Origin of the sequence: Paenibacillus pectinilyticus (assembly GCF_001700435.1) — a bacterium.
Lineage (GTDB): Bacteria > Bacillota > Bacilli > Paenibacillales > NBRC-103111 > Paenibacillus_E > Paenibacillus_E pectinilyticus.
The window spans coordinates 82,837-107,497 of record NZ_LYPC01000016.1 but is presented as its reverse complement, the minus strand read 5'-3'; the positions used below and the strand labels follow the sequence as shown (position 1 = coordinate 107,497).

General features: G+C 44.8%; 11 protein-coding genes and 1 pseudogene. All 12 read left to right on the top strand.

Translation table 11 applies throughout. The features are described from left to right. Positions 1-9: 9 nt before the first annotated feature. The 12 genes and pseudogenes from A8709_RS12555 to A8709_RS35665 all read left to right on the top strand — a co-directional run bounded on the left by A8709_RS12555 (position 10) and on the right by A8709_RS35665 (position 24,612). On the top strand, positions 10-1,599 hold the full coding sequence (locus tag A8709_RS12555; protein ID WP_084224884.1) for an extracellular solute-binding protein: 1,590 nt from the start codon (positions 10-12) through the stop codon (positions 1,597-1,599). A 211-nt stretch (positions 1,600-1,810) separates the two neighbouring features. Beyond that, complete coding sequence (locus tag A8709_RS12550) at positions 1,811-2,695, top strand: carbohydrate ABC transporter permease (protein WP_065852741.1); 885 nt, start codon at positions 1,811-1,813, stop codon at positions 2,693-2,695. After that, positions 2,692-3,576, top strand: coding sequence for a carbohydrate ABC transporter permease (locus A8709_RS12545; RefSeq protein ID WP_084224883.1), 885 nt, complete (start codon positions 2,692-2,694; stop codon positions 3,574-3,576). The genes A8709_RS12550 and A8709_RS12545 overlap by 4 nt, the downstream gene beginning before the upstream one ends. Before the next feature lie 174 nt (positions 3,577-3,750). After that, on the top strand, positions 3,751-5,568 hold the full coding sequence (locus A8709_RS12540; protein ID WP_065852740.1) for a sensor histidine kinase: 1,818 nt from the start codon (positions 3,751-3,753) through the stop codon (positions 5,566-5,568). Between the two features lie 16 nt (positions 5,569-5,584). Further along, on the top strand, positions 5,585-5,869 hold the full coding sequence (locus tag A8709_RS12535; protein WP_065852739.1) for a hypothetical protein: 285 nt from the start codon (positions 5,585-5,587) through the stop codon (positions 5,867-5,869). A 5-nt stretch (positions 5,870-5,874) separates the two neighbouring features. Further along, positions 5,875-7,515: a helix-turn-helix domain-containing protein gene (locus A8709_RS12530; RefSeq protein WP_065852738.1), complete on the top strand. Its 1,641-nt coding sequence runs from the start codon at positions 5,875-5,877 to the stop codon at positions 7,513-7,515. A gap of 113 nt (positions 7,516-7,628) precedes the next feature. Further along, entirely contained in the window at positions 7,629-8,936 is a 1,308-nt protein-coding gene (locus tag A8709_RS12525) for an ABC transporter substrate-binding protein (protein ID WP_065852737.1), read from the top strand. 159 nt (positions 8,937-9,095) lie between these two features. Then, entirely contained in the window at positions 9,096-15,383 is a 6,288-nt protein-coding gene (locus tag A8709_RS12520; protein WP_065852736.1) for a discoidin domain-containing protein, read from the top strand. 80 nt (positions 15,384-15,463) lie between these two features. Next, positions 15,464-17,233: an S-layer homology domain-containing protein gene (locus A8709_RS12515; RefSeq protein WP_065852735.1), complete on the top strand. Its 1,770-nt coding sequence runs from the start codon at positions 15,464-15,466 to the stop codon at positions 17,231-17,233. A gap of 99 nt (positions 17,234-17,332) precedes the next feature. Further along, positions 17,333-21,046, top strand: a complete 3,714-nt coding sequence (locus tag A8709_RS12510) for an NPCBM/NEW2 domain-containing protein (RefSeq protein WP_141692515.1) — start codon at positions 17,333-17,335, stop codon at positions 21,044-21,046. Positions 21,047-21,507: 461 nt separating this feature from the next. Next, positions 21,508-24,168, top strand: a pseudogene (locus A8709_RS12505) (DUF5695 domain-containing protein); the annotation flags it as partial. Next, the gene (locus A8709_RS35665; protein ID WP_425262324.1) at positions 24,148-24,612 is read left to right on the top strand and encodes a galactose-binding domain-containing protein; all 465 of its coding nucleotides are present in this window, start codon (positions 24,148-24,150) and stop codon (positions 24,610-24,612) included. The pseudogene A8709_RS12505 and the gene A8709_RS35665, both read left to right, overlap by 21 nt. Positions 24,613-24,661 lie beyond the last annotated feature (49 nt).

Genomic DNA, 24,661 nt, shown 5'->3' with positions numbered 1-24,661 from the left:
GTACACCTAATGATACGCAAAAGAGAATCTTATATCTGGCTCATGATGTCATTGACCTTCGTGATGGTTTTGGCAACCGCGTGCTCGGAGTCCAAAGTGAAGACAGCTGCAGAATCTCAAGCAGCAAAGCCAAAGCTGACCTATTGGTCGGAGCTTAATGGCAATGCGGGCAGTGTAAAACCAAGCTTTCTGGACGTTCCTTTCTTTCAGGAATGGCAAAAGCGGACAGGTGTTCAGCTCAAATTCATTCAACCGCCAACGAATCAAGCCAAAGAAGCGATGAATGTGCTGCTGGCCTCGGGGGATTTGCCGGATATGATGGAGTATGAGTGGAACCAATTTCCCGGTGGACCCGTAAAAGCGATTAAAGATGGTTATATTATCCGATTAAATGAACTCATTGATAACTATGCACCAAATTTGAAAAAATATTTAAATGAGCATCCAGATGTTGATAAGCAAATCAAAACAGCTGATGGCAGTTATTATGTATTTCCTTTCATTCGGGGAGACGACCAGCTTCGAACGTACCAAGGGCCCATTATTCGTAAGGATTGGCTGGATGAGCTAGGCTTGCATACACCGACAACCATTGAGGAGTGGCATACCGTTCTGCAAGCCTTTAAGGAGAAAAAAGGCGTAGAAGCGCCTTTAACCTTCCTTGGGGTTCCGAGCCCATTATTCGGCATTGAGGGCGGTGGCTTTGTGGGAGCGTTCGGCGTGAAAAAAGGCTTCTACGTGGATCAAGGGCATGTGAAATTCGGAGCCATTGAACCGGGATATAAGGAATTTCTGACAACATTCCGGCAATGGTACGCGGAGGGCTTGCTCGACAAGAATATTGCCACTGTAGATACGAAAACAATGGATGCCAACATGATCTCTGGGCGAAGCGGTGCATCGATCTGGAATGCGGGCGCAGGAATCGGCAAGTGGCAGCCCCTAGTCGAGGAGAAGGATGAGTCGGCGATCTTCGAGGCTGCGCCATATCCGGTCCTTAAGAAGGGGGATCGCCCCAAGTTCAGTCAACGAAGTTACGCGTACGAAGGGACTGGCGGTGTAGCGATTTCAAGCAAGAGCAAGCATCCCGAAGAAGCTGCAAAGCTGTTGGATTACGGCTATAGCCCCGAAGGGCATATGCTGTTTAATTTCGGCGTAGAAGGAACCAGCTACAGTGAAGTGAACGGTTACCCCACCTATACGGAACTCATCTTGCATAATCCGGATAAGCTTGCACCTGCACAGGCGCTTGCGATGTACAGCCGTGCGAGCTATTTTGGTCCGTATGTACAAGATGTTCGCTACATGGAGCAATTCTACACGCTGGATCAGCAGAAAAAGGCCGTGCAAATTTGGTCAGACACGGATGTTGATCGTAATATTCTACCGCAAATTCCGAAGACGGAGCTCGAGAACGCGGAACTCTCATCCATCATGAATGATGTGACGACGCTCGTTGACGAAATGTCGCTCAAAATCATACTTGGTGTTGATTCGCCGGAAGCCTTTGATAGCTATGTCAGCCAGATTAAAGCTTTAAAGATTGATCGAGCTATACAGATTCAGGAGCAGGCATTGGAGCGGGATCGCAGACGTTAGAGCCAGTTTCAATCGAATATTCGCAGCAGAAAACCGCTAGCCAGCGTTCAAGGCTAGCGGTTTTTTCTAGTGGAAAATTCCCTTGATAAGAGTGGGGAAATTGATGGAGACACAAAATTTATCAATTAAAAGCACAAAAATTATCATGTGAAAGCGCGTCCAATCTCTCTAGAATTAGCTTTACATTAGGATAGGAATGAGAGGGACGTACATGAGTAACATGATGCAGAAGAGAGTGCTTATTTTTTCATTTCTGGCTTTGCCGATTGGGTTGCTGCTGTTATTTCTGATTTACCCAACCGTGAAACTGTTTCAATACAGTATGACCGATTGGAATGGGATCAGCAGAGATATGCATTTTGTGGGTTGGGATAATTACTTGAAAGCGTTCAACATGTGGCAAGTATGGCAATCGCTTTCAAACAACTGGCTGTATTTTATTATTCATGCCGCGTTGATCCCATTTGAGATTTTATTAGCTGTCATGCTCAATGCCAAGATGCGGGCGAGTGAATTTTTTCGCGGCATTGTTTTACTGCCCTACATTATTAATGGGGTAGCAGTCGCTTATATTTTCAGTTATTTATATAACCCGGTGAACGGCCCTGTGAATGAGTTATTGACTTCTCTCGGCTTAGAGGATTGGATTCATAATTGGCTCAGTGATGTTCATGTCGTTAACTATTCGCTTGTTGCCATTTCCTTATGGCGGTTTGCAGGTTTTCATATCATTTTATTTCTGGCCGGCGTACAGTCGATTCCGAACGATCTCTACGAGGCAGCAACCATTGATGGCGCGAACAAATTGCAGCAAATTCGCTTTATCGTGCTGCCGGGTATTCGGCGAGTGATTGAAATTATTTTGTTCCTCAATATTCGGGGAGCGCTGCAAGTGTTCGATATTCCTTTTCTCGTTACGCAAGGCGGTCCTGGCAACGCAAGCAGCACGTTTACGATTTTCACCATCAATACCGCGTTTAAATACAACAGCTACGGCTTGGCTTCGGCGATGGCTATTATTCTAATGTTGATGATCATTGTGTTCACTACCATTCAAAATTTATTGATCCGCGAGAAGGGAGACAAAGCATCATGAGTAAGCCACAGGTTCAAGTAGCAACCCAGTCGCAAAAGAAGCTAGAATCGTCTGTTTTGTTTGCTGCGTTGGGTAAAATCCTTTATTATGTGCTTTTATCTATCCTTACACTGATTATTTTCGTTCCTTTGCTTGTTGTTGTTTTCGCCGCCTTCAAATCAGCACCCGAGCTGGCAGCTACATCGCCATTTTCGCTTCCGGTCAGCTGGTCCTTCAAAAATTTCATGGTTGTGTTCGAGAAAACGAATATGCTCCTCGGATTTCTGAATTCCATTAGTATCACTGTCACAAGTGTGGTTATTAACGCGATACTGGGAGCCATGACTGCTTTCGTTCTCAATCGGTTCAATTTCAGATTTAAGAAAACGATTTTTCTCTTATTTATCATTGCATCTGTCGTGCCTACGTATACAACAGAAGTGGCCCGTTTCCAAACCATCAAGTCGCTGGGTGTCTACAATACACTCTTTGCTCCGCTGATTATTTATGCAGGAACGGATTTGATGCAAATCTTCATCTACTTGCAGTTTATTGAGAAAATATCTAAACAGCTGGACGAAAGCGCGCTTTTGGATGGGGCATCTTATTTCCGAATTTTCCGCTCCATCTTATTCCCGCTCATGCTCCCGGCTACGGCTACGCTGGCCATTATTAAAGCGGTCGATATTATGAATGACATGTACATTCCTTATCTCTATATGCCGTCCAAGAAGTTAAGCACGCTATCAACGGCATTAATGACGTTCGTAGGCGAACGCGCTACGTATTGGAATGAGCTTTCGGCAGCGATTATTTTGGTCATGTTACCAACTATTTTAATCTACTTGATCCTACGTAAATTCATCTTTGCTGGACTGATGGATGGAGCTATGAAGGAATAAACGGTGTGAATCGAGGTGAGGGGGAAGGGGGAGGCGTACGCCTTCCTCACTCTGGCAGGAGATATATGGGATTTATTGTGGAATTGACGCTATCTAGGATCCATTTTACAATGACGATAAGTCAGTGTAGAATCATGTCGAACCAAGGTAGTCTATAAAAATGGGGGCGCTTACATGCGTATGTTCAAAAAAAGGTGGTCAATCACATCGATTCTATATGTCATGTTTTTCTGTGTGATTGTCATGCCGATCGCATTGGTTACCACGTTATCTTTGCGAGCTTATACAGACGTTTTGCTATCCAACATTACGTCACGCACAATGCAAACGTTAGAGCAAGTGTCCTATTCCATTGATCAGGAGCAAAGCCGATATATTCGAACAAGTGCCGCCATTGCCACGGATAAAAATCTCATCTCACTCGCCACTTCTTTCCATCGGAGCAGCCAATCCAATGAGCAATTCAACTATTCCAACCAAATCGAAAATCAGATTAAGAGCTATTTGCACGATATGCCCGACTTTGTTTCAGCGATGTTCGTTTACCGAGACGAAGGTGCGTACTTCTTTGAGGGGACCCATTTTCATAACATTAACACGCGTATTAACGAAAATTTCTTAAAGAGCACGGCTCTTTATAAGCGAGCGCTTCAGAACCAAGGACGTGTCATGCTGTTCGGTTCTGAAGAGAATACGTTAATTGAATCCGGTGATAAATATATCCTATCCGCTGCCATTGCGCCGCAATTTGAGAAGTCTTTCAATGATGTTGAAATGATCTATTTCGTGATCCAAGCCAAGATGTTCGAGAACCTCGCGGAATCCAGTTCCAACCAGAACGGTAGCTTCATTATCCTCGATGGCAACGGAAATATCATGTTGGATACGAGTAGGGATAAAAATAAAACCATCGAAAAGCAAACGATTGAGAAAACAAAAAATAACAAAGACGGCCATTTCGAAACGATCGAACACGATAGCAAAATGTTTGTCACCTTCATGACGATGGAACGGAGCAATTGGAAAATTATTTACATTACGCCCTATGATCAGATGACTTCGCAGGTCAAACAGATTTATAGCTTCATTATGAATGTGTCTGCTGCAGGGCTAGTCCTATTTCTCATCGTATCGTTTTTTCTTGTTCGAAGTATTGTAGGGCCTATTAAATCACTAATCTATCAAATGAATAAAATGAAAAGCGGTTCTTTTCAAATTGACTTGGATCTAAAGGGTCCGTTAGAGATATATTCACTTGGGAAAACATTTCAGAATATGGCAGTGCGCATTCATGAACTCATTATAGAAAGGCAAGAACAAGAGAAGTTGAAAAATCGAGCAGAGATTGATGCGCTTCAATCTCAAATTAATCCACACTTTCTGGTCAACACCCTCAATGCGATTAAAATTATGGCGATGCTGTCTAAAGCAACCAATTTGGTCGAAATGACAGATTCTCTTATTAAATTGTTATCGGCCACCTTTCATCGCGGCGGATCCTATATTCAACTTTTTGATGAAATGCAGAGTCTAGAAAAATATATTCATATTATGAAGGTTCGATATGGGGATCGTTTTAAAGTGGAATATGACATTGAGGAGGATATCACACAGACCTACATTCTTAAGCTTCTTCTTCAGCCCATTGTTGAGAATGCGATTATTCATGGATTTTACGGTAAAGATGCGATGGGGATCGTCAAAATTGCTGCTAAAAGGAACAATGATCAGCTTATTCTCACCGTTACGGACAATGGGAAGGGCATGGAGCAGCAGACGAGGGAAATCTTGCTGCAGGAGAAGAAAGTAGAGTCCTTGTGCGGAATTGGGATTGCGAATGTCAATGATCGAATTCGGTTGAATTACGGGGATGCTTTTGGACTCATCATACATAGCGAGCTTGGGGTTGGCACAGAAGTCGTCGTGACTTTACCGCTTCTTTCTCACAATCCTGACCAGATTTCGAAAGTCATACAGACAGATAAGCAATGAAAAGGGGGCTATTTGTATGAGGTTTTGCCTATACGATATCAAATATGACCGCGTTATTCTTGTTGCCAAAAACTTTGCTAGCGCTTTAGAGCAGAAGGAAAAGTTCGGGATTTTCAATGATGTGTCTGTTTTTCCACTCCTATCGAAAAAAGAATATATGTTGGTTCCTCATTCCTATCGTGGCAACGTTAGTGGTCGTCATTATTTGCTATATGAAATCCCAGGTGTCATCGAGCAAAGGTACGATCAAGTGATTGTTCAGGAAGAGAAGGATGATATGGACTTTGAAAATGGGAGTTGAAGCGCATGTTTAGAGTGATGCTCGTTGATGATGAACCGCTTGTGAGACTAGCGCTGAATGCGATAATTCCTTGGCCTGATTTAGAATGTGTGGTGGTTGCTGAAGCTGCAGATGGCCACGAAGCTTGGGAACGAATTTCCGTCCACCAGGACATTGATATCATGATTGTCGATATGAGTATGCCAATCATGGATGCGCTTACGCTGTTAGCGAAGCTGCAGGAATCCGAATTGGATCATACTCCGCTTAGCGTTGTATTGAGTGCATACTCTGATTTTGAGTTTGTGCGTAAGGCGTTTGTATTTGGAGCTGTGGATTACATCATGAAGGCGGACCTAGATCCGGAGCATATTAACCCGGTGATTGAGAAGACTGTGAATCTGTTGAAAGAACAATCTCAATTTTCGGCAAATTTAAATAAGCAGCATCATGAGTTGGATAGTAAACAACGAGAAACCTGGCTTCGCGGTCTCATTTGCGATAAAGACTTCATCTATAGCCATAACGTAACGCAAGACGATGCTTTCCAACAATGGGTAAGCACATATGCAAGCTACCAGGTTGTCCTCCTATCCTTACTGGCAGATAAATCGTCGCCGGCTATCTCGCTTACAGACGCTGTGGAGACGGGGAATTATCAACATTTAGCTAAAATTATCCATCAAGGGATGGAGAACGTGAAGCTGCCTTTCGAGCTTATTACCGTTCAAGAAGATGAGATTTCTCTTCTTCTCTGTTTCGAATCCTCCGTGTCGTATTTAAATTTGCGTGGACGTGTGATGGAGCTTCTGGACTCTTTACGTAATACGGTCAAGAACTTCTTAAACGTATCGCTGTCTATAGGCATCTCTGAGTCGTGTAAGGATTGGAAAAGCTGGCATCAGAAATACAGTCAGGCTAGAAGTTTGGCTAGTTTGCGGTTCTCTGAAGGCCCTGGGCGCGTCTATTACCCGGAAACTATCTCCATGAGCGAAAGTCCGCATCTGACGCCATGGGACCACGCCGTCATGATGCAACGCATGGAGAATGGGGATATTCAGTGGCAACAGCAGTTATATGCAGGTTTACGCCAACTGAGTGATATCCCGCATGTAACCTTGGAAAGTTCACTTCCTGTGTACGAAGAATTGATTTGGAATATTGGCGCTTTGCTGCATGCCAAGGCCATGAATTGGACGCATGTGCTTGAAACACGGCGTAGGCCCTATGAGATTGTTGAGCAATTTATGTTCCGTGATGATCTGCATGAGTGGATTGAGCAGCTAGTACTCAGATTCGCAGAGCTGCTTCATCCAGATAAAATACGTGAGGAAAACCCGCAACGATTGGTTGAAAAAGTCAAACGATACGTAGAGAAACATTATTGCAGTGTGATTACGCTTAGTCAGGTTAGTGAGTGGGCGCAGGTGACAGAGAGCCATCTCAGCAAACAGTTTGTCAAAGAAACGGGTGAGCATTTTATTGAATATGTCACCAAACTCCGAATTAATGAAGCAACGAGGTTAATTGAGGGTGATATGAAAATGTATGAGATAGCTGTGAAAGTGGGGTACGAAAATCCTGAACACTTCAGTCGTGTCTTCAAAAAATACCGGGGAATGAGCCCTCAGAAATACCGCGATAGTTATGCTAGGAAAAAAGAGTAGACCCCAAAATATATCATCGGAATGACTAAATATATCAATGAAAGCGTATTCCGAACTTTTGTAAGATAGGGATGTAAACAACTTACGTAACTTCAAGGGGGTCAAGAAAGATCATGAAAAGAAAATTAGTAACATCTGTACTTTCTATTGCCTTAACCGTTGGCTTAGCAGGCTGCGGAGGAAATACGGCAACTACTGGCAGCAGTTCATCGGCTGCTCCAGCAACCGCAGACACTGAGAAATCGAATGCGATCACACTGAAACTTGCAATGTGGGATAGCGACAGCGAGTTCTTAGACAGCTGGACGAAGAAAGTGAAAGAGTTCTCGGCGGTAATGCCTAACGTGAAAATGGAAGTTGAAACGTTCAAAAGTGATGGCGACTATTTGCAAGCAATGAAAGTTAGATTAGCTGCGAATGAGCTGCCTGATATTATCGAATTGAAGCCTAACTTTATTAATGACTTTAAGGCGGAGCTTCTTCCTTTAGAGGATCTAAGCGTTACAGCCAAAAATACGAAAGCGAAGCAATTTGCTGTTGATGGCAAAATTCTTGCACTGCCGATGATTTCTTTCCCTGAACTTGTTTACTATCATCCAAGTGTGTTTAAAGAATTAAACATTAGTGTGCCTACAACTTGGGAGCAATTTGTAAGCGCATTAACAACGATTAAACAAGGCGGGAAATATCAGCCTTATGCCATGGGCGGCAAAGATTCTTGGCCGAATTATCCGTTCAATGAGTTCATGCCATTGTTGGCTTCTGGCGATGAGAATTACTACGACAAAATTGCCGCGATGGATAAACCATTTGAGAAAGGTACACCGTTCTATCAAGCCTATAGTGATATTCAAACGTTGTATAACGCAAAAGTCATGGGAGCTGATCCGCTAGGGTTAAGCAATGATCAAGCAACTGGATTGTTTGAAGCGAAAAAGGCAGCCGTCATTGCTGCTGGATTGTGGTACTTGCCGCAATACAAATCAAAGGTAGGCAACACGGATGACTTAGCCGCGTTCGCGCTTCCTACACGTCATTCGGAGACGGAACCGTTGAAGGTAATGACATTCACCGATAACTTCTTCGGCCTTAACAATAAATCCAAGAATAAAGAAGTAGCTAAGAAGTTCCAAGAGTGGATGTTCGGTTCAGATGCGTATGCCTTCTACGTAAATAAAAAGCAATCCAATTCCGTGATGGAAGGCGTCAAAGCTGACGTTCCTTTCTTAAATGACTTCTACAAAACGAACAAAGTTGAAGAGTTTATTTACCGTCCAGGCGGTGAGAATTTCAACAAGTATGTGAATGCGATCCAGCTGGACTGGAAAAAACTTGGCCAAGACATGATGGGCGGGACGTCACTGGATAAAATTTCTAACGATCTGAATAGCAATTGGACGAAGGCAAGAGCTAGTAAGTAAAGGCTTTGGTGTTAATGGGGAAAGTGGGGTGCATGGGCATCTGCTTTCCCCATCTTAGGGGAATTGACGCAAATCAGTTCCCATTTTTTCGAAAGATTCGGTAAGCGTTTCCAATTAATGGGTATTGTGAATGTGAGATTAAATGAAGGGAGTTGTTTTATGACTAGACAGATTAAACGAAGGGTATTTGCTTCTTGCCTAGCTTTTACGCTAGTTTCACCTGCGTTTTATGGATTAACGGCACAGAAGGCAAATGCGGCTACGACTGCTATCACGTTAGATCCAAGTAATATGCAACAATCATGGGATGGATGGGGAACCGCATTAGCCTGGTTTGGTAATGTAACAGGAGGTTGGCCCGACGCAAAGCGAAATGCATTGGCCGATGCGCTCTATTCGCCGCAAGGCTTGAATTTCAATATTGCCAGATATAACATTGGCGGCGGTGAAAATCCGGCTTATGACACAATGCGTCAAGGTGGTGAAGTGCCTGGGTTCTCACCATCGGCAGGTGTGTACGATTGGACGCAAGATGCGAATCAGCGTTGGTGGCTTGAGGCAGCCAAACAAAGAGGAGCAGATAAATTGGAAGCGTTCTCCAATTCGGCTCCCTATTATATGACAGTCAGTGGCAGTACGACGGGGAATCAAGACGCAGGAAAAGATAACTTGAAAGCGACAGAGTACGATCATTTTGCTGAATACTTGGCCAAAGTTGTTGAGCATTTCGATACGCAGGGCATTCATTTCAATACCTTATCTCCAGTGAATGAACCGAACACGAATTATTGGGGATTTGGCGGAGGGCAAGAAGGATCTCACTGGGATCCAGCTTCGCAAGCCAAAATGATTAATGCGACTCGTGCTAAGCTCAATGACAAGGGATTGCAATCTGTTCAGATTTCGGCCATGGATGAGACGAGCGTAGATACATTTATGACCGATTGGAACTCCTACGACGCTGCTACAAAGGCTAACATTGGACAAATGAATACGCATACGTACAGCGGCAATAATCGAACTGCTGTCAGAGATGCCGCCAAATCTGCGGGCAAGCCGTTATGGATGTCGGAAGTGGATATGGGTCCTTCAGGTGTTGCTCACAGTCACGATGATTTTGAACCCGCTTTGGCATTAGCCGAAAGAATTATGACGGATATTACTTGGCTAGAACCGAAGGCATGGGTCCTATGGCAGGCAATTGAGAGTGAGAAGAATATGCAGAAGGAAGACATGAACTGGGGTCTCCTACACGCAGATTTCGATACACAAGATTGGTATTATGGGAAAAAATATTACGCCGTGGCGCAATTTAGCAAATTTATCCCGGAAGGTTCGAGATTCATAGGGGATAACAATGACAACACCTTATCCGCGTATGATCCTGCAAAGAATAAAATCTATGTTGTGTATCGAAATCCGAATGGGATCAGTCAAGATATTTCCTTAAACATGTCTAAGTTTGATTCGATCACTGGGAATGCTACGCCTTATGTATCTTCTGCTACGGAAAACGTGGCTCAGAAGGCAAGTCTTCCTGTTTTGAATAACACATTGAATGCAACAGTTGGTGCGAAGTCGATTACGACTTTTGTTATTGATGGAGCTTCTTATACGAGCAGCACGGTTATTCCTCAAAGCCAAATGAGTGTAACGGCAACCAGCGCAGCCTCAGGGGAAGGACCGGATAAAACGTTAGATGGCAATACGGGATCCAATTGGCACTCTGCGTGGTCAGGCACGCCGGCTCCGGCTCCACACTCCGTCACCTATGATTTGGGCGGCAGCTATGACGATGTGTACCAGTTGAAATATTTGCCTAGACAGGATAGCAGTTTCAACGGTGTTGCTACCAAGTATGAAGTCGCAGTCAGCACGGATGGCTCGAATTTCACTAAGGTTGCCGAAGGAACATGGAGTAACGACAAGACAGAGAAAACGGCAACATTCTCGTCAGTGAGCGCTTCCTATGTGAAGTTTACAATCCTTCAGTCCAACAACGGATCTGGCACTCAGTATGGTTCGGCTGCAGAGATTAATATTGTAAGAAAGCCAGGTTTTACTGTAGACAAGGCTAAACTCGACAGAGCCGTAACGAGTGCAGAGGCACTGCTTGCTACAAATCCAGATTTGACTACCTTGCAAACGTTAGTTAACCAAGCTAAGACAGTTCGTGATACGGCCAACGTAACACAGGAAGATATTTCGAAGATGGCTGGCAGTCTTGTTACGGAATACAACCTCCGTTACAGCCCGATCGGCCGCATCCCGCAAAGCCAAATGACAGCCTCATCTACGAGTTCAGCCTCCGGCGAATCATCAAGTAAGACGTTGGATGGAGATACCGGAACGAAATGGCATACGGCCTATGACGGATCCTACACACCACTTCCACACTCGATTACTTATAATCTTGGCAAAGCTTATGACGGTGTGTACAAGCTTAGCTATGTGCCGAGGCAGGATTCAGATTGGAACGGTGTGGTGACGAAGTATGAAATATCCGTCAGCACAGACGGTACCTCGTTTACCAAAGTCGCGGAAGGGACATGGGATGCGGACAGAATAGAAAAAACAGCAACATTTAGCCCGCACGGTGCTTCCTATGTGAAATTTACTGCACTTGAATCGAAAAGTGATGCCAGTAAGCAGTACGCTTCGGCGGCAGAGATCAATATCTTTAGCTTGGCTGGTTTTACAATGGATAAGTCCAGTCTCACAGAAGCGATTGCTACGGCAACTACTTTCATGAATGGATTTACGAAAGATCCTTCTTATTTGGTTAATTTGCAATCACTTCTTACACAGGGTACAGCGCTGCTGAGTAGTGCAACCGCTACACAGGAAGGAATCGTGAAACTAGCAGGGAAAATAACTGCGGAAATTTCAAATCTCCAAGTCGATGAACAGAAGATTACTGGCATTAAGCTTTTCTATGCACCTGAAGCGTATGCTTCAAATCCTGCCAGTCTCATGTTGGATAACAACAGTTCTACTTACTATGAGACAAACTGGGCATCGAACGGTAGAACATACACAGCAGGCGATTATTTGATCATAGATTTGGGTCAGAGCAAAGCCGATGTTGGCAAGATTACGATTACACCAAGGCAAGATAAGGCGAACGGCAGATTTAAACAATTCAAGGTCTACTATAGCGATGAAGATCTAACGAACGTACCTGCTAGCGGCACGCAAGATTACTTGAATCAGCACTTTACTTTTGTGGCGAATGGTGTTTGGGACGCTACAAGCTCAAGTGTTCAGACAGCTACGTTCAATTCTAACAAAGCCAGATATATTGCCATTCAGGCGATAACGACTGGCGGAGACGGCGATACGCTGAGTACAGCAGAAATCGCAGTCAGTCAGAAGCAAAGAACGGCTTTCAATACAAGCAGTTTGGCAAATGCCATTAGTCAATTGCGGACAGCTTCCAGCATAAGCCCGAAAGTAGCAACCGCGATTGAAAATCAAATTGCAGCGATCGGTCCGCTTAGCGATTTGACCAAGGAAAGTATTCCTTACTACACAAGTGTTTTGCAGGATTTATACAAGTTATATCAGGGTATAGGCAAAACGAATTCCATTAAGAGCGGAGAAGTATGGCTTGATGGAGACGGTGTCCCAATCCAAGCCCATGGTGGCGGCATTCTGTATAATGAATCCAATCAAACGTACTATTGGTACGGGGAAGATAAAACGGAAGATAACGTGCCAACAGGCGTTCATGCGTACTCCTCCAAAGATTTATACAATTGGAAAAACGAAGGCATTGCCTTGCCGGTATTCAACAATCCGCAACTTGGCGAAGCTGTGGTGCCTAGCGGTAGCGATCTGCCCTTATACTTGGATGAGAATTCGGATGCCTACAAGAATAGCGGTGTACCGTACAACCCGAATCGTTCTATCACGATCACAAGTAAAGATATCGACTACACTGGAAACATGAAATCACCAGCTAATACGCTAAGTAAACACAATTCGACAGCACGCATTGCAGCACTAAATGACTTATATGCAGACAAAACGAATGCAGAGAAGCAAGTGATGTATAAAGATTTCAACTGGGATAAAGTAGTCGAGCGTCCGAAAGTCGTCTACAACAAGAAGAACAACAACTATGTCATGTGGTGGCATCAAGACGGGCCGATTATGGGTCAGTATTGGACTGCGGAAGGCGGCGTTGCCGTGAGTGACTCGCCAACAGGGCCTTTCAAATACCTCGGTACCTTCAGATTGCCGAATCAGGGTTCAAGCAATGGCAATGAGGGCATGCTTCGCGATATGACGCTGTATGTAGATGATGATGGTAACGATGCTACGAATGACAAAGCATACCTCGTCTACGCATCCGAAGAAAACCATACAACCGTTATTACGATGCTGAATGATGATTATACGGGTCCTTCCCTGAGTGGGAACGGTCAGGCGGTAGAAGGAACGGATTACGTATTGGCATTTTCCAACAACAGGGAAGCGCCAACCATCTTCAAACAAGACGGCGTCTACTATATGATTACGTCCGGTCTAACCGGGTGGGATCCAAACCAGGCGAATTATCGCGTATCCACGAATGGCATGTTTGGTCCATGGGTGGATAAAGGCGATCCGTTTGTAGACGATTATCAACATAAGACTCACTATAGCCAAAGCACGCATGTTCTACCTTATCGGGATGGCAATGGCGATATTGTGCCGAATAAATTCATCTTCATGGCCGATCGCTGGAATCCTGGCGATTTGGGGGATTCCAGATATGTGTGGCTTCCGATCGATCTGAATGCTCAGAACCAAACGATTACAGCAAGATGGTATGCGGAGTGGGATTATTCGCTCTTTAAAACAGGCACGACAGTGAGTTTCAACACAGATGGAGGCAGTGCAGTTCGTTCCGTGTACGGAGCTGTATCCGGTTCGAAGATCACAGCGCCAGAAGCTCCGACGAAAAGCGGATTTACCTTCGCAGGCTGGTACCAAGATGCAGCCTTGCAAACAGCATGGGATTTCACGGTTAATACCATCCCAGCCACTGATATCACGCTATATGCGAAATGGGAAGCTACTGCAGCACAAGTGATTACAAGCGTTATGCCAGTAAGCGTAGTTACAGCTACCTATGCACCGCCAGTACTTCCTGCGAATGTGACTGTCGTGTATAACGATGCAACAACGGCCACTAAATCGGTCCAATGGAATCCGATTGATGCTTCTGCTTATGCGGCAGCTGGCAATTTTAGCGTGAATGGAGCTGTAGATGGAACTGCCATACCTGCTGTAGCTAACGTTACGGTGACAGATAACACGTATAACGTACAATCGATTGCAGTCACAAGTTCGACGACGACGATTACTACGAAGGATGGAAGTCTTCAACTGCAAGCTTCGGTACTCCCTGCCAATGCTACGAACAAGTCTGTGACTTGGGCAGTTTATGAAACGGATGGCGTAACCCTAACAGATAAAGCAATCATTAATACAAATGGTGTGCTGACAGCCAAGAAGAACGGGATCGTGAAAGTAGTAGCGACAGCTACAGACGGCAGCGGCATTCAAGGCTCCAATTTTATCATCATAAGCAACCAGACCCCATTGCCGACCAACGTACCGCAGGCAACGCTTACGGGTCCAGCCACGGTTCAAGCTGGCGCTTCATTCTCTACGAGTTTCGGCTTAAACAATGTGTCCAGCAGTGATTCTTCTTCCGTATACGCCGTTGATATGACACTGAAATTTGATGCAAATGCCGTTAATTATGTATCAGTGGTATCGTTAAGAGCCGATTTTGAAGTGCTTCAGACCATTACTGATGTGCCGGGACAGATTCGAATTATCGCTGCTAGTCAAGGAGCAACGGGGGCTATAACAACAAGCGGAGATGTATTTAAGATCAATTGGACAGCCAAACCGAATATGCCATCATTACCGCTGAACTTCGAACTGACGAAGGTAGCTGTTTCTAATGCCCTGGCTCAAAAAATAGATTCCCTGCTTGCCACTTTAACGGTTTCTGTTGGTTCTTCTGTAGATAAGACTACTCTTCAGACGCTTATGAGCCTAGCGCAAGTCATCTATGATAGAGCAGTAGAAGGAACTGAAGTCGGACAATATCCGGCAGGTACCAAGGCAGTACTATTATCCGCAATCAACGCTGCCAATATCATTAACTCGAATCCTGCCTCTACGCAGCAACAGCTCGATGAGGCGGCTAATGTGTTAAATCTAGCCCTGCAACACTTTAACCAACAAATGATGACAGTCTTCGCACCAGGAGATGTCAATGAAGACACTTTTATCAACATTGGAGACTTGGGCAGAGTAGCTTTACATTACGGAAAGAATACAGACAGTGCGGATTGGAATGAAATTAAAGCGGCTGACTTCAATCACGATGGCAAAATCAACATATTTGATTTAACTGGTATCGCTAGATTGATCCTAGAATAATTCATGATATGAAATGGAAGAGAAAGGGTGATCCTTTCTCTTTCCAGTTTCCTATGCTATTACAAAGGAGTGTACCCATAATGCGCAAAGTTGGAGTATTGTTAATGACTTGGATGCTCTTGTTGACTGTGTTTCCGATCGGAATGGCCCTAGGGGCAGGAACTCCATCATTTACAGCAGAGTCAAATGTTTCTCGCGTGACGGTAGGTGGCGACGTGAAAATTACAATTAAAGGTCAAAATATAACAGATTTGTATGGCTACGAAGTTGTTCTAACCTATGATGCAGAGCGGCTGGAATTCAACAAAGAACAATCGAATGGATCATTCGAGGGCTATAAGGTTGTTCAAAATGCTGGAAATCAAGTGACTTTCGCTTTGACCAAAATGGGTAACCTAGCAGGTGAAAGCGGCAATCTTAGCATTTGTACGCTAGCATTCAAGGCTAAGCAAAGTGGATCGGCTAACGTATCTCTACAACAAGTGACGACAGTGAGTTCACAATTATTACCTGCCGTTTGGCAGGTAAGCCATCAAGCTTCCATACAGATTGATGCATCGACTCCTAATCCAGGCACGGGCACAGGAACAGTTACCCCAACAACGCCGACGAAAGAAGATCCGACTTTATATGTACCCAAAGGAACGGAAATTCGGACTGAGGACGGCGGGGCATCGGTAACTGCGGTTATCGATCGTGAACGACTGGTTCAGAAACTATCAGATCTTCACGCATCAAGCAATAGGGATCATCCTGTTCTCAATATAGATATTCCAGGAACCGGTGTTTTGAACGCGGTAGAACTGCCACTGGATATCTTGTTAAACAGTCTGAAAGATAATAAAGGCACCATTTTGACCATCCACACGTATTTAGGCACGTATGATCTGCCGCTATCGATCCTAAACCAAGCCGGTAGGGACGGCAGTTTAGATGCTAGCGCAACACTCATTATTCGCATCGATAAAGCAAAAAACCAGCATGAACTGCAATTTGATCAGTCCATCGCAGAGAAGGGTATGAAGCGAGTAAGCGATATGATCGATTACAAAATCATTCTGAAATCCAAGGATAAAGAAGAAGAGATCCACAATTTTGGCAATACGTTTGTGACACGTGTGATGCAAGTAGATGGCGTTATTCAGGATCCTTCGAAGGCTACTGCCGTTGTTTACGACCCGATCACGGGTGAGATGCATTTTGTGCCATCTGTATTCACCTTAAAGGATGGTAAGACAGAAGTAACCATCATCCGTAACACGAACAGTATGTACGCTATTGTGCAGAATAAGAAATCCTTTGATGATATGGCTGGACACTGGGCGCAGAAGGATGTTGAGGATTTAGCTTCCAAAATGATTATCAACGGGACAACGGATCACACGTATACACCGGAGATGCAGGTCACACGGGCTCAGTTTGCAGCACTTCTCGTAAGAGGACTGGGGTTGCCGACAGAAACGAAGGCATTCGGATTTACAGATGTCGCCGATACCCAGTGGTATGCGTCAGAGGTAGGTACAGCAGCGAAGTACGGTTTGGTTGACGGTGTGGGTGAAGGCAAATTCAACCCGGATCAACTGATTACGAGAGAGCAGATGGTCGTGATGATGATGAAAGCTGTTGGACTCGTTCAAGGAACATCAGCTAACGCCACCTCGACGAAAGCTCCATTCGCCGATCAAGACCTTGTGTCGGATTATGCCCGCAGCGCGGTAGCAGATGCCGTGGCCAAAGGATTGGTTCAAGGTAAAACAGAAACGACGTTTGCACCTCAAGATGTAGCGACTCGCGCTGAAGCGGCTGTCATCATCAAACGAGTGCTGCAAGACGTTAATTTAATCAATTAATAAATTGCGTTAAGCGACGATGTCCGCAAGGAGGGGAATTATTTGTGTAAGAGGATTTCAACATGTGTAGGACTTATATGTATACTACTTTTTGTCTCGGTGGCACCCGTTTTTGCGGATACAAATAATCAAAACACAGCAAGCCCCGTTGTGAATGATAATTACACGAATCAGAAAAACTACGTGGATCTCAGGTTTGGCATGTTTATCCACTATAACATGGGAACCTATCACGATCAGGAATGGGTAACGCCAGGACAAGATCCACTATCATTTAATCCTAAGAATGTAAATACGGACCAATGGGCGCAAGCCGCTAAATCTGCAGGTATCAAATATACCGTTCTCACGACCAAGCACCATGATGGGTTTGCCCTGTGGCCAACCAAATATGGTAATTACAACGTGATGAACAGCTCCTACAAGAAAGATATCGTAAGGCAATATGTAGATTCCATGCGGGCGCAAGGAATTTTGCCTGGACTCTACTTCTCCATCTGGGATCGTCAGCAAGGTATCGCGAAAGGTTCCGTCTCCAGAGCGGATATCGAATTTATCAAAGGACAGCTAACAGAGCTGCTGACGAATTACGGTGAAATTCCGGTCTTGATTATCGACGGCTGGGCCTGGGAGATGGGTCATAATGAAGTTCCCTATCAAGAAATTCGTGAATTGATCAAGCGCCTGCAGCCTAATATTCTGATTGTGGATCACAATGGACAAACGCAGCCATGGGATGAGGACGTCATTTATTTCGAAGAACCTAAGGGCGTTTGGGCACCAGACAACAATATGTTTGCGGCCAACCAGGGCATGCCGCTTGTTTCCAGTCAATGGTTCTGGCACAATTGGATGCCTTCTACAGAGCCAGCAAGCGTAACGAATATTGTGCAGGATCATCTCGGTTATTTGGAACCGCGTTATACAAACTTTCTGCTCAATATTTCCCCGAACCCGGATGGGGAGTTTGATACCAACGTAGTCAAACGATTGGCGCAGATTGGACAAGCATGGAATCCAAATTCGTCTCGTCCGCCATTGCCGCAACAGCCAGTCGTAATGGAGCATCCGATTACAGCGAATTCGGCCACAGCTACTAGCGGGACTGCGAACAATGCGATTGACGGTTTTATGGATTATGTAGGAAACTACGTTGAGACGCTTTGGCAAACTAACAACTCTCTGCCTCAATCCATAACACTAGATTTGGGCTACACGTACAACAACATTACTATGTTAAATTATTTGCCTTCGCAAAATTTATCACAAGGCATGATTACCGGCTATACGTTATCCGTGAGCGAAGACGGAACGAACTTCACTGCGGTTAAAAGCGGCACATGGGATGGGGACAAGACCATGAAACGTGTGACCTTCCCATCGCAAACAGCACGTTATGTCAAAATGGAAGTGAATTCGGCCGTAGGCGGCTTCGCTGCTACAGCGGAGCTCGAAGTCGGTTCCTACACCAATGAAGTTCCAACCCGGACGGGGATTGACTCCTTTGATGTCAACACGTTGTACCGCATCGTCAATAAAGCGACCGGCAAAGCATTGGGAGTTGGGAATTCGGTGGAGAATGGTGCCGCTGTTGCCGGACGGACCCTTTCAGCTGCGCTGGATCAGCAATGGGTTATCGATGATTTGGGTCTGGGCAAATATAAGATGGTCAATAAACAAAGCGGACAAGTTATGGACGTTCCAGGCGCCAGTAAAACAGCTGGAAAACCAGTCATTCAATGGACAGATTCAGAAACTGCTGCAGATCCTTCAGCCATCAACCAGCAGTGGGCCATCTCCAATGTTGGCAGTGGCTACTTCAAAATTAGGAACGTAAACAGTGGGATGGCACTGGAAAACAGCAACGGTTCTACAGCTGACGGAAATCCGATTGTTCAAAATACGTACACCGGAAGTGATGGTCAATTATGGAAAGTGGAAAAACTGGCTTCTATGATTACAAATGTGAAAGTCAACGGAGTGCCGGTCAAAGGCCTTCATACTGAGAATCGCATGGTGACAGTGCCTGTTTTGAGAGAAAAAAACCTGGAAGTTCCAACCGTTACAGCGGATAAAGCATCTGAAAACGTGCAATTGGTCATCACCCCAGCTAACAGTTTGCCAGGCACGACGACCATCACAGCTATAGCTGACGGCGGTGCGACGCAAGAAGTCTACACGATTAACTTTGAACTGGTGGACCGTTTTGCGAGTGATCTGAACTGGTTAAGTGCATCCTCTGGCTGGTCAACCGTTAAGAAGGATAAAAGCCTGGACGGAAACACGATAAAGTTAATGGGCAGCAACGGTATTGTAACGTACGAGAAGGGCTTCGGCGTACATGCGAATTCAAGAATTATCTTTGACATTTCCGATAAAAATTATAAGTCCTTCAATGCTCTTGTCGGAGTCGACCAAGAAATCGCCAAATCGCCGTCTTACGCCGATGTAGAATTCAAGGTGCTTGTAGACGGCGTAGAGAAATTTGCGAGCGGTGTAATGAAGGTTACTGACGTGGCTAAACCGGTCGATGTCAGTGTAGCTGGAGCAAGCATTGTTGAACTGGTTGTTTCGCAGAGCGATAGCGATAATAGCGAGGATCATGGAAGTTGGGCCAATGCAACGTTTAGAGTTGCGGAAGGCAAATCCGAACTGGGGGAAGTCTTGCCTGAAGTTGAGTATTTGAGCGATCTGAACTGGTTAAGCGCATCTTCGGGCTGGTCTACTGTTCAGAAAGACAAGAGCATCGGTGGCAACGCGATCGTATTGAATAATGGGGATCAGGAGCTCTCTTTTGCCAAAGGGCTTGGGACTCATGCCAATTCAACAATCAAATATGATCTCACTGGAGCAGATTATGAAACTTTCTCCGCCTTTATTGGCGTAGATAAGGAAGTAAACGGAGGAAGCAACAACGGCTCGATTCAGTTTAAAATAGAGGGAGTGAAGAACGATGACACGATCGAATCACTTTACTCCGGAAGTTTAATACGAGAGTCAGATGATGCCAAATTTGTGAAGGTGAATGTTAAAGGTTATAAGCAACTTATACTGGATGTGACCGATTCCGGCAATGGAAACAGCGAGGATCACGGGGATTGGGCAGATGCGAAGCTGACTAAGATGACTGTTGAAGCAATCTCATATAAGGCTAATTTAGTGGCGCTTATCGCGAATGCTCAAGCACAATATGATGTTGCTGTAGTAGGAACAGCAGTCGGCAATTATCCAGCAAGCTCGAAATTAATCTTATTGGCAGCAATCGCACATGCGCAGCAACTTGTAGACCTGAATACGGCTACTAATCAGGAATTCGAAGCTGAAACGGCAGCGTTGAACACCGCACTGCAAACGTTCGTGGCTACAAAGATTGGGCAAGGAAACGTACAGCAAGCTAAGACAACTCTTCAGGCTGTCATGACTGTCGCGCAGTCCGTCTACGATAGAGCAGTTGAGGGAACCCATGTCGGGGAATTCCAGATAGACTCCAAGGCAGTGCTGCTACTCGCTATCAATGATGCTAATAGCATGTACTCGAATCCTGTAGCTACTCAAGAGCAGCTTGAAGAGAGTGCCAATGTGTTAAATCAAGCGCTGCAGCACTTTAACCAACAGATGATTAGAGACTATGAGTCAGGAGATGTCAATGAAGATGGATCCATCGACATTGGAGACTTGGGTCAAGTGGCTCTGCATTACGGAAAGAATACAACGAGTACGGATTGGAATCTGATGAAAAATGCTGACTGCAATCACGACGGCAAGATTGATATTATCGATTTAGTGGGTATCGCTCAATTGATCCTACAATAATGATTTTGCGATTGCTCTCAATGGTTGTATATGCCTGGAACATAGGGTAACAGGGAGAGATGGAGCTGCAACACAGAAAGACCTTTGCCTTTTATTATAAGGCGGAGGTCTTTTTACTTTGTTTGTAATGCACATCCATTTTGAAGATTATGGGAAATGGTACTTGCAACGAGTTCATATTTTGAAAAAAAGAGTTGTGAATCTTAAAGTAAAGATTAGCTATTTTCTATATGATGATTCTATAGGCACTGTAAAAAAATGTTTATTGTGCTTACATACGTAGTAAATCTGTGAAATAGTGGGGGTGTTAGGGCTTTTGGCGTAATGAAATATGGTAGGAAGGAATCACCTCACGTGTTTGCTGAAGGGTTCACAAATTCACAAAGAGAAAGAGAGGATAACTAATGAAACAGATGCTTAGTAAGTTTTGGGGGTTCATGTCAAAATCACAGCGCGTGCAGATGGTGGCGGCTTCCACTTTTGCAACTGCTGCGATCCTATTGATACCGCAAATAGCCTCTGCTAACACGATTACCAACAGTAATTTCACCGTACAAACAGGCACGAATGGGGAAATCACTTCTTTACAGATTGGCGGGGACACGTATCCAACCAATTATGTGATGAACGCTACGAATGCACCTAATCAAAATACCACCGATCATGAATGGGTTGGGGAGCTTATGTTTACGTATAGGCTTGGAACAGGGGCTTGGGCGCAAGCGCTTACAAATAAGTCGGCGGATGCGAGAACGATTTCCCAAACAGGAAACACGGTTAATATTACCTATCAAAATTCTACCAATAGTGCAGGCATTAAAAATTTTAAAGTAGATGAATCGTATTCCCTTGTGAGTGACTATCTGAAATGGCAGATTACGGTCACCAACACGAGTACTCAGACATTAGAAATTGGAGATTTCGGTCTTCCTCTTCCTTTCAATGAGTTTTTCTCTGGCGGCAATAACGAAGAAATCTATGAGACACGTGTCATCACCCATTCCTTTATTGGGAATAACAGTTCTTATATCGTAGCTCAGCGCCCAAGCGGTATTGGACCTTCGTTACTGATGGTACCCGATACAACTACGGGAGCAGGGCTCGAATATCAAGATAATTGGCGTGTTGAGGAGCATGCGGGCAGTATGTGGGCGGCTGATCAAGGGGGATACTCGAAAGGGTTAAACGTCTATTATATTCATTCCAATGTGATTAAAAGCAATAATCGTGGCTACTTGGCGAATACAAGCCTAACTCTTGCACCAGGCGCTAGTAAAACGTATGCCTTTAAGTTTTTTAAAGCAGCAGATGAGTATGCCGTTCAAGACAGACTCTATAGCGAAGGTATGGTTGATTTCAATGTCGTACCTGGGATGATTGTGCCAACGAATCAAACGGCTAAATTTGACCTACATACTTCGAAAGCGATTACAGCTGTTAGCGCGCAATATCCGTCGGAAACGACGATTACTTCGTTGGGCACGACGGGAACGAATCACAAGCTGTATCAGCTAACAATGAGTCATCTAGGGCAGAATAACATTACGGTGACCTATGGAAGCGGAGAGAAGACGGTCCTTCAATTTTATGCAATAGAATCGATCGATACGGCGTTGCAGCGTCATGCAACGTTTATGGTAAACAACCAGCAGTGGAATGTAACGGGCGATCTTCGAGATAAAGTATTTGACGATTGGATGATGCAATCGAAGGCCAAGCGCAATAGTTTCGCAGGGTATTGGGGTTGGGGAGACGACTGGGGGCTTACGCATAGTCAATTCTTAGCTGAGAAAAATACCATTACTCCTGTGGCTACGGAAGTAACAGCCGTTGATAATTATCTGGAAACGGCGATATGGACCAACTTGATGAATGGCCATCATACGGATTACCTCGTGCCAGACTTCTTAATGCCGCAGCCGAATACGACACCAACCTATCGCGGTTACGCATATCCGCATATTTACAATACGTATTTCAGTATGTATAAGATCTCCAAACTATATCCAAATCTGATTACGTACAAAAACCCAAAAACGACGTATTTACTTCGTGCGTACAATATCTTCAAAGCCCTATATGACGGCCCAGTTGCTTACAACTGGAGTACGGGTCTAATGGGTGAAATGACGACTCCTGACATCATCAAGGCCCTCCAGGATGAAGGTTACACGACACAAGCCAATGATATGATTAGCAAAATGGCGACCAAATACAACAATTTCTCAGCGAATGCATACCCGTACGGTTCTGAGTACAGTTATGACAATACGGGTGAAGAATCCGTGTATATGCTGGCCAAAATGAATAATAACAATACAATTAAAGGCAAGATTAATGCCAAGACAAGAGCATCTAGAGGGCATATGCCTGTGTGGTATTACTACGCAGATCCAGTCACCATAACAGGAGATAACTGGTGGAATTTCCAATACAGTACATCGCTCGCAGGCTACGCCATGGACGATTGGATTCGTTCAAACTCCGCGAGTCCGGAACTGGAGCAACGGTTATCCTATGCAGCTAAAATTGCCAATGTCAGTGCGATTAACTCTGGACAAATCAGCAGTGACGCTGCGAATATTGGTGCAGTCTCTTGGACTTATCAAGCGAACAAAGGTAACTATGGCGCACTAGGTCTCGATGGAGGTCCATTATTTAACGGCTGGCGTGGCATGAGCGGCGAAGCGGATCTTGGGCTTTTCGGCGCCTTGAAGGTATTAAGTGCGGACATTGCGGTTGACCCTATCTTTGGCTTATATGGGTATGGGGCGGATGTTTCGTTAAATAGCGGTAAGTACACGATTACGCCAAAAGACGGGTTGAATAAACGGTTAAATCTGATTACTGAGAAGCTTTCCATGGAGCTTGAACGTGATCAGTATACAGCTGCTACGGTAGCTACGGCCAAAAACGATGTGAACTTCACTCTGAAAAACGTGACACCTACTGCAGCTCATGTGACCAAAGTGACGTTTACCGGGCTTGCAGCTGGTACGTACAATGTCCTTTTGAATAATGCGCAAGTAGGCACTGTAACGGCAACAGCCGGTGGCAAAACAGTTGTCAGCCTCAGCATTGGAACGAATGCCACGTATGACGTGAAGCTTCAAGTAGGCACTGTAACGGGTCCTCAAGAGATTTCAGCGCTAGGCACAGCATCAACTTCTTTCGTATCCTCATGGGAGAGTTTGGCTGGTCTGAATGATGGTTATGCGCCAACAAGCTCGAATGACAGAGGACATTCCGTGTATGGTAACTGGGATAATCCAGGTACAACACAATGGGTACAATATGATTTTGCAGCAGCTAAGACCCTTTCCAGCACGTCCATTTATTGGTTCGATGATGACCAAGGTATCGATCTGCCAGCTTCCTATACCATTCAGTATTGGAATGGAACCGCATGGGTCAACGTTGCCAGTCCATCTGGTTTGGGCATTGTTGCGAATCAATACAATACGACGACGTTTACGGCTGTTTCTACAACCAAAATCCGTGTCAACATTACGGCAAAAACGACAACCTCCACAGGGATTGAGTCTTGGAGAGTTTATGGCATGTAAGTAAGGAATGGAGCTGCCGATCGGGTATTTTAACTGCCTGATTGGCAGT

Excerpts from the sequence above, each read along its gene's own strand:
- A8709_RS12535 (WP_065852739.1), top strand. The coding sequence starts at position 5,585 with ATGAGGTTTTGCCTATACGATATCAAATATGACCGCGTTATTCTTGTT.
- A8709_RS12515 (WP_065852735.1), top strand. The coding sequence starts at position 15,464 with ATGCGCAAAGTTGGAGTATTGTTAATGACTTGGATGCTCTTGTTGACT.
- A8709_RS12545 (WP_084224883.1), top strand. The coding sequence starts at position 2,692 with ATGAGTAAGCCACAGGTTCAAGTAGCAACCCAGTCGCAAAAGAAGCTA.
- A8709_RS12555 (WP_084224884.1), top strand. The coding sequence starts at position 10 with ATGATACGCAAAAGAGAATCTTATATCTGGCTCATGATGTCATTGACC.
- A8709_RS12520 (WP_065852736.1), top strand. The coding sequence starts at position 9,096 with ATGACTAGACAGATTAAACGAAGGGTATTTGCTTCTTGCCTAGCTTTT.
- A8709_RS12530 (WP_065852738.1), top strand. The coding sequence starts at position 5,875 with ATGTTTAGAGTGATGCTCGTTGATGATGAACCGCTTGTGAGACTAGCG.
- A8709_RS12550 (WP_065852741.1), top strand. The coding sequence starts at position 1,811 with ATGAGTAACATGATGCAGAAGAGAGTGCTTATTTTTTCATTTCTGGCT.
- A8709_RS12525 (WP_065852737.1), top strand. The coding sequence starts at position 7,629 with ATGAAAAGAAAATTAGTAACATCTGTACTTTCTATTGCCTTAACCGTT.
- A8709_RS12540 (WP_065852740.1), top strand. The coding sequence starts at position 3,751 with ATGCGTATGTTCAAAAAAAGGTGGTCAATCACATCGATTCTATATGTC.